The organism is Aeromonas sp. s3 (genome assembly GCF_040907805.1).
In the GTDB taxonomy this organism is placed as follows: Bacteria; Pseudomonadota; Gammaproteobacteria; order Enterobacterales; family Aeromonadaceae; genus Aeromonas; species Aeromonas dhakensis.
Genome location: NZ_JBFOCQ010000029.1, coordinates 21,388 through 27,387, shown reverse-complemented (window position 1 = coordinate 27,387; position 6,000 = coordinate 21,388). Strand labels below are relative to the sequence as shown.

General features: G+C 60.9%; 4 protein-coding genes and 6 tRNA genes. All 10 read right to left on the bottom strand.

Annotation, left to right across the window (positions count from 1 at the left end):
- Positions 1-16: 16 nt before the first annotated feature.
- Positions 17-91: transfer RNA gene (locus AB5Y98_RS17240), tRNA-Gln, on the bottom strand.
- Positions 92-134: 43 nt separating this feature from the next.
- Positions 135-211, bottom strand: a tRNA-Met gene (locus AB5Y98_RS17235).
- 38 nt (positions 212-249) lie between these two features.
- A tRNA-Gln gene (locus AB5Y98_RS17230) sits at positions 250-324 on the bottom strand.
- A 42-nt stretch (positions 325-366) separates the two neighbouring features.
- Positions 367-441, bottom strand: a tRNA-Gln gene (locus AB5Y98_RS17225).
- Positions 442-587: 146 nt separating this feature from the next.
- Positions 588-662, bottom strand: a tRNA-Gln gene (locus tag AB5Y98_RS17220).
- A gap of 8 nt (positions 663-670) precedes the next feature.
- A tRNA-Met gene (locus AB5Y98_RS17215) sits at positions 671-747 on the bottom strand.
- Positions 748-982: 235 nt separating this feature from the next.
- The gene (gene ychF, locus AB5Y98_RS17210; RefSeq protein ID WP_005298458.1) at positions 983-2,074 is read right to left on the bottom strand and encodes a redox-regulated ATPase YchF; all 1,092 of its coding nucleotides are present in this window, start codon (positions 2,072-2,074) and stop codon (positions 983-985) included.
- Between the two features lie 92 nt (positions 2,075-2,166).
- Positions 2,167-2,763 carry an aminoacyl-tRNA hydrolase gene (pth, locus tag AB5Y98_RS17205; protein WP_010633221.1) on the bottom strand — a complete coding sequence of 199 codons (597 nt, stop codon included), beginning with the start codon at positions 2,761-2,763 and terminating at the stop codon, positions 2,167-2,169.
- A gap of 194 nt (positions 2,764-2,957) precedes the next feature.
- Positions 2,958-4,949 (bottom strand): bifunctional UDP-sugar hydrolase/5'-nucleotidase, encoded by a 1,992-nt coding sequence (locus AB5Y98_RS17200; RefSeq protein ID WP_368232328.1) that lies wholly within the window; start codon positions 4,947-4,949, stop codon positions 2,958-2,960.
- A gap of 102 nt (positions 4,950-5,051) precedes the next feature.
- Positions 5,052-5,999 carry a ribose-phosphate pyrophosphokinase gene (locus tag AB5Y98_RS17195; RefSeq protein ID WP_005298464.1) on the bottom strand — a complete coding sequence of 316 codons (948 nt, stop codon included), beginning with the start codon at positions 5,997-5,999 and terminating at the stop codon, positions 5,052-5,054.
- Between the last annotated feature and the right edge of the window lies 1 nt (position 6,000).

The following is a 6,000-nucleotide window of genomic DNA, read 5'->3' as shown; positions in this document are numbered from 1 at the left end:
GAAGAGAACAGAATGATGGCTGGGGTACTAGGATTCGAACCTAGGGATGGCGAGATCAAAACCCGCTGCCTTACCGCTTGGCGATACCCCAACAGTGTTCTTTGCAATCAGATGATTGAAGGAACGCTTTAAAATGGTGGCTATGACGGGATTCGAACCTGTGACCCCCGCATTATGAGTGCGATGCTCTAACCAACTGAGCTACATAGCCGTTTGTTGTCAACCACTGGGTGGAAGAGAACAGAATGATGGCTGGGGTACTAGGATTCGAACCTAGGGATGGCGAGATCAAAACCCGCTGCCTTACCGCTTGGCGATACCCCAACAGCAATGTCTGACAGAGACTATCAAACATCTTTTTAAAAATGGCTGGGGTACTAGGATTCGAACCTAGGAATGGCGAGATCAAAACCCGCTGCCTTACCGCTTGGCGATACCCCAACAGCGATGCCTGACAGAGTCTATCAAACATCTTTTAACAATGGCCGGGATACCAGGATTTGAACCTGGACACATTGACGAGTTCAACACTCATCACTGCTTCCCTTGACCTGTCACCGACACCTTAATGCCGACAACTGAAATAATGGCTGGGGTACTAGGATTCGAACCTAGGGATGGCGAGATCAAAACCCGCTGCCTTACCGCTTGGCGATACCCCAACTAGAGATGGTGGCTATGACGGGATTCGAACCTGTGACCCCCGCATTATGAGTGCGATGCTCTAACCAACTGAGCTACATAGCCAACCTTGCTTCCAGTGCCTCGTTGCCTCGTCACTGTGCGGGCCGAATTATGCGTATCTGGCTCTGGGGCGTCAACCCTTTTTTTGTCTGAAAAAACGAATTTGAGTGCGTTTGGCGAGTTATTGGTCGCTGTCGCGCAAAAGCCCAACAATCTGGTTTTTTTTACGACATATCCAGCAGATAGGTGCTTGGGCCAGATAAAAAAAGAGGCCAGCAAATGCTGGCCTCTCATGGGATTAGACGTTGAACAGGAAGTTCATGATATCGCCATCCTTGACGATGTAATCCTTCCCTTCGGCGCGCATCTTGCCCGCTTCCTTGGCGCCTTGCTCACCCTTGTAGGCGATAAAGTCTTCGAAGGCGATGGTTTGGGCACGAATAAAGCCTTTTTCGAAGTCGGTGTGGATCTTGCCCGCGGCCTGCGGGGCGGTGGCGCCCACCGGAATGGTCCAGGCACGCACTTCCTTCACGCCGGCGGTGAAGTAGGTCTGCAGCTTGAGCAGCTCGTAACCGGAACGGATCACCCGGTTCAGGCCCGGCTCTTCGATGCCGAGATCCGCCATGAACTCGGCGCGATCTTCGTCATCCAGCTCGGCGATGTCCGCTTCGATGGCGCAGCAGACCACCACCACGACGGCGTTCTCGGCGGCGGCGATTTCACGCACCTGATCCAGGTAGGGGTTGTTCTCGAAGCCATCTTCCGCCACGTTGGCGATGTACATGGTGGGCTTGAGGGTCAGGAAGTTCAGGTGGCTGACGGCGGCCAGCTCGTCCTTGTCCAGCTTCATGCCGCGGATCATCTGGCCGTCTTCCAGTGCCACCTTGATCTTCTCCAGCACTTCCACTTCCAGCTTGGCATCCTTGTCGCCGCCCTTGGCGCGCTTGGACTGGCGGTTGATGGCACGCTCGCAGGCATCCAGATCGGAGAGGGCCAGCTCGGTGTTGATCACCTCGATGTCGTCAGCCGGGGAGACCTTGCCCGCCACGTGAACGATGTTCTCGTCCTCGAAGCAGCGCACCACGTGACCGATGGCCTCGGTTTCACGGATGTTGGCCAGGAACTGGTTGCCCAGGCCCTCGCCCTTGGAGGCACCGGCCACCAGGCCGGCGATGTCCACGAATTCCATGGTGGTCGGCACAACGCGCTGCGGATTGATGATGGCCGCCAGCTGGTCGAGGCGGGGATCCGGCATCGGTACCACGCCGGTGTTCGGCTCGATGGTGCAGAACGGGAAGTTGGCGGCTTCGATGCCGGCCTTGGTCAGCGCGTTGAACAGGGTGGATTTGCCTACATTGGGCAGGCCCACGATACCGCATTTAAAACCCATGGATTGTTACCTTACGTGATGGATGCTGTGTGAGGGCCGCGCGGGCAGCCCTGTCATATTGTGCGAGCCTGACGCGTGTCAGGCATCTCTATTCAGACTTTCTCGGCCTTGAAGCTGTGCAGGCGGTTCATGGCCTTGGTCATGTCCTGCTTGAACAGAATGTCGGTGGCGCGCAGGGATTCGTCCAGCGCGGCGTCGATCAGGTTCTGCTCGCTGCTGGGCGCTTTGGTCAGCACGAAACCGGCGACCAGCTCCTTGGCGCCCGGGTGACCTATCCCCAGCCGCAGCCGGAAGAAATTGTTGTTGTTGCCCATCTTGGCAATGATGTCCTTGAGGCCGTTATGGCCGCCGTGCCCACCGCCCTGCTTGAATTTGGCGATGCCGGGGGGCAGGTCCAGCTCATCGTGGGCCACCAGCATGGCTTCCGGCTCGATCTGGTAGAAGCGGGCCAGCGCAGCCACCGCCTTGCCGGAGAGGTTCATGTAGGTGTTCGGGATGAGCAGGCGCACATCCTGGCCATCTACCTGGATGCGGGCGGTGTGGCCGAAGAACTTGGGCTCTTCGCGCAGGCTGACATTGTGCCAGCGTGCCAGTTGCTCCACATACCAGGCGCCCGCATTGTGGCGAGTCTTGGCATATTCCGGGCCGGGATTGCCCAGCCCCACGATCAGTTTGATTTGGCTTGTCACGCTTGATTTCTTCACTCGCTGCTTGCAATGGGCCGACTGCCCAGGGCAATGGGACGCAATATTCTAGCCGCCGACTGGCGATCACTCAACCAAAGCTCGGCCAGTGCCGGGGAAAAGCGGGGAACCGGTGGCCAACGTCAGCAAAACGGGCCCCAGTGCGGGGCCCGTTTTGTAGCTTGCCGGCGGGGGCCGGGTTACTGCGCGGCACGCACCAGGGTGACCGTCTCTTCGTTCAGGGCGGTCAGGGTGGGACGCGCATCGCGCACGTAGGCAACGAAGGAGGCGGCGTCGGTGCCGCAATCCACGCCGCTCGCCTTGCAGTCAAGCTGATGGCCGGTGGCATAGCGGGCGCTGAGCTGATCGCCGCGCTGCTCCACCCGCTCGACCGGGAAGCCGGTCAGCTTGCCATCCTGCCAGGCGAGATCCAGCCGCTCGGCTTGCTGCGCCTGGGCGCGGGCCAGCGCCTGCCAGCCATCGTTGCCGTTGGCGCTGTAGGCATTCATCACCACCCGATAGCGCTGGTTGTCCACCAGATCCTGCCACTGGCCGTCGGCATTCTGCCACTGCAACTGGGTCAGGGCGCCGCCCTTGCCCGGGGTGGTCTCGGTGAAGGTGTAGCGCAGGTGGCCGCCGTAGGGGAACTTGCCGGCGTGGGCGCTGGCGGGCAGGGTGGCGGTGATGGTCTCGGTCAAGAGGGAACGCACGTCGGCGCCGGTCAGGGTCAGCACCGAGAGCTGGTTCTTGAATGGCAGCAGGGTGAGCGCGGCATCCCCTTCGCGCAGCTCGCCGGCCGGCAGATCGGCGCGCACGCCGCCCACCGCCAGCAGGGCGAAGTGGACCGGACCGCCGGTCAGCGCCTGCACCGCCGGGGTATTGGCCCAGTAGTACTGCCCTTCGGCCACCAGCGGGGCGACGTCGGAGCCGTGGCTGTCGCTGCCATTGTCGCCGGGGCGGCGGGCATTTTGCAGGGCGGCCGGGATGGTGGCGATGACGGGGCCGAACGCCTGCTCCAGAGCAGGCTTGTAGTGGCTGTCGATGATGCCGCGCAGGCGCGGATCCTCATCCACGGTCACCAGGTTGGGCTGAGCGTCGATGAACTTGCCAGCCTGCTTGCTGCGGGCCTCATCCAGTGCCTGCTTGCGGGCGGGGTCGGCGAAGAAGTCGCGGCTGGCCAGCAGCTGGTTCTGACCCTGACAAGAGATGACCCTGCCCTGAGCGTCGAAACTGACCCGGGCCAGCCCGATGGCCTGGGCATAGGAGCCGGCCTGCACCACACAGGTCATGCCGACCCCGTCCGGGTTGGTGACCAGCTGTGCATATTCGCCGGTGTTGCCCCAGCCGATGTTGTGAAAATCGCCGAGCAGGCTGTGGGAGTGGCCGCCGACGATGGCGTCGATGCCGTTCACCTTGGCCGCCAGCGCCAGATCCCGCTGGTTGCCGATGTGGGTGAGCGCCACTATGTGGTCGATGCCGTGCTGGCGCAGCAGATCCACCGTGGCCTGGGCCGAGGTGACTTCATTGCAGAACCGCAGCTTGCCGACGTTGGGGGAGATGTTGGCCATGTCCTCCAGCACCAGCCCCATCACGGCGACCAGCTGCTTGCCCTGGGGCAGGTTGTTGATGTCGGTGACCGGGCTCTTCTGGTTGCCGTCGAAGGCGTAGATGACGAACGGCTTGAGGTTGGCGGCGTGGCGCAGATCCGGGTCGTCGCGGGTATCCAGGTTGGCGGCCAGTACCGGGAAGTTGACCCCCTTGATGAAGCGGGCCAGCTTCTGGTTGTCCAGATCGAATTCGTGGTTGCCCAGCGCCATGGCGTCGAGGCCGAACTGGCTCAGCAGCTCGGCGTTGGCCATCCCCTCGTTGAGCTTGAAGTAGCCGCTGCCCTGCCAGGCATCGCCGCCGTGCAGCAGCAGGAGCGGCTGGTTCTTGGCCAGCGCATCGGCCTGGAAGGATTTCGCCATGGTGAGCAGGCGCGGATAGCCGCCGAAGCGGGTGTAGAGGGTGTCGGTTTCCCCCTGCTTGCCAAAGAGAGGCCCCTTCAGCTCGGCGTTGACCGGGTCAAACTGGGAGTGGGTGTCGTTCATGTGAGCCAGAGTCAGCACGAAAGGCTGGTTTTCATTGTTGGGCTGACAGGCGAACAGGAAGCTGCAGAAGGCGAGGAGCAGCAGCGGGCGCAAGCGATTCATGGAACAATCCTTAACCTGCAACGGGGCAGGGCAATACCGGGTGTAACTGGGACTAGAAAGACAAAAACCGCCAGCTGGCGGTTTTTGTCACAACAGGGTCTATCAATGCTCAAACATGGCAGAGATGGACTCTTCGTTGCTGATGCGGCGAATGGCTTCGGCCAGCACGGAAGAGAGCGTCAGCTGCTTGACCTTGTCGACCGCCTTCATCTCCGCGGTGAGCGGGATGGAGTCGGTGATGATCAGTTCGTCGATCACGGAGTTCTTGATGTTCTCCACGGCGGAACCGGAGAAGACCGGGTGAGTTGCGTAGGCGAATACACGCTTGGCGCCGCGCTCTTTGAGGGCTTCTGCGGCTTTGCACAGGGTGCCGCCGGTGTCGATCATGTCGTCGACGATGATGCAGTCGCGGCCGGCCACGTCACCGATCAGGTGCATGACCTGGGAGACGTTCGGGCGGGGACGACGCTTGTCGATGATGGCGATGTCGGTATCGTCCAGCAGCTTGGCGATGGCACGGGCACGTACCACGCCGCCGATGTCCGGCGACACGACCACGGGGGATTCGAGGTTCTTGGACTTCATGTCTTCCAGCAGCACCGGGCTGCCGAACACGTTGTCGACCGGGACGTCGAAGAAGCCCTGGATTTGCTCGGCATGCAGGTCAACGGTCAGCACGCGATCCACACCGACGCTGGAGAGGAAGTCGGCGACGACCTTGGCGGTGATGGGAACACGGGCGGAGCGGACACGGCGGTCCTGACGGGCATAGCCAAAGTAGGGAATTACGGCAGTGATACGGCCAGCTGAAGCACGACGCAGAGCATCCACCATCACGATCAATTCCATCAAATTGTCGTTGGTCGGGGCACAGGTGGATTGAATGATGAAGATATCGCCACCACGTACATTCTCGTTGATCTGTACGCTGATCTCGCCGTCGCTAAAGCGACCTACGGCAGCATTGCCGAGTTTGATAAACAGGCGATCTGCGATCTTCTGGGCTAGTTCCGGCGTTGCGTTACCAGCAAACAGCTTCATGTCAGGCACG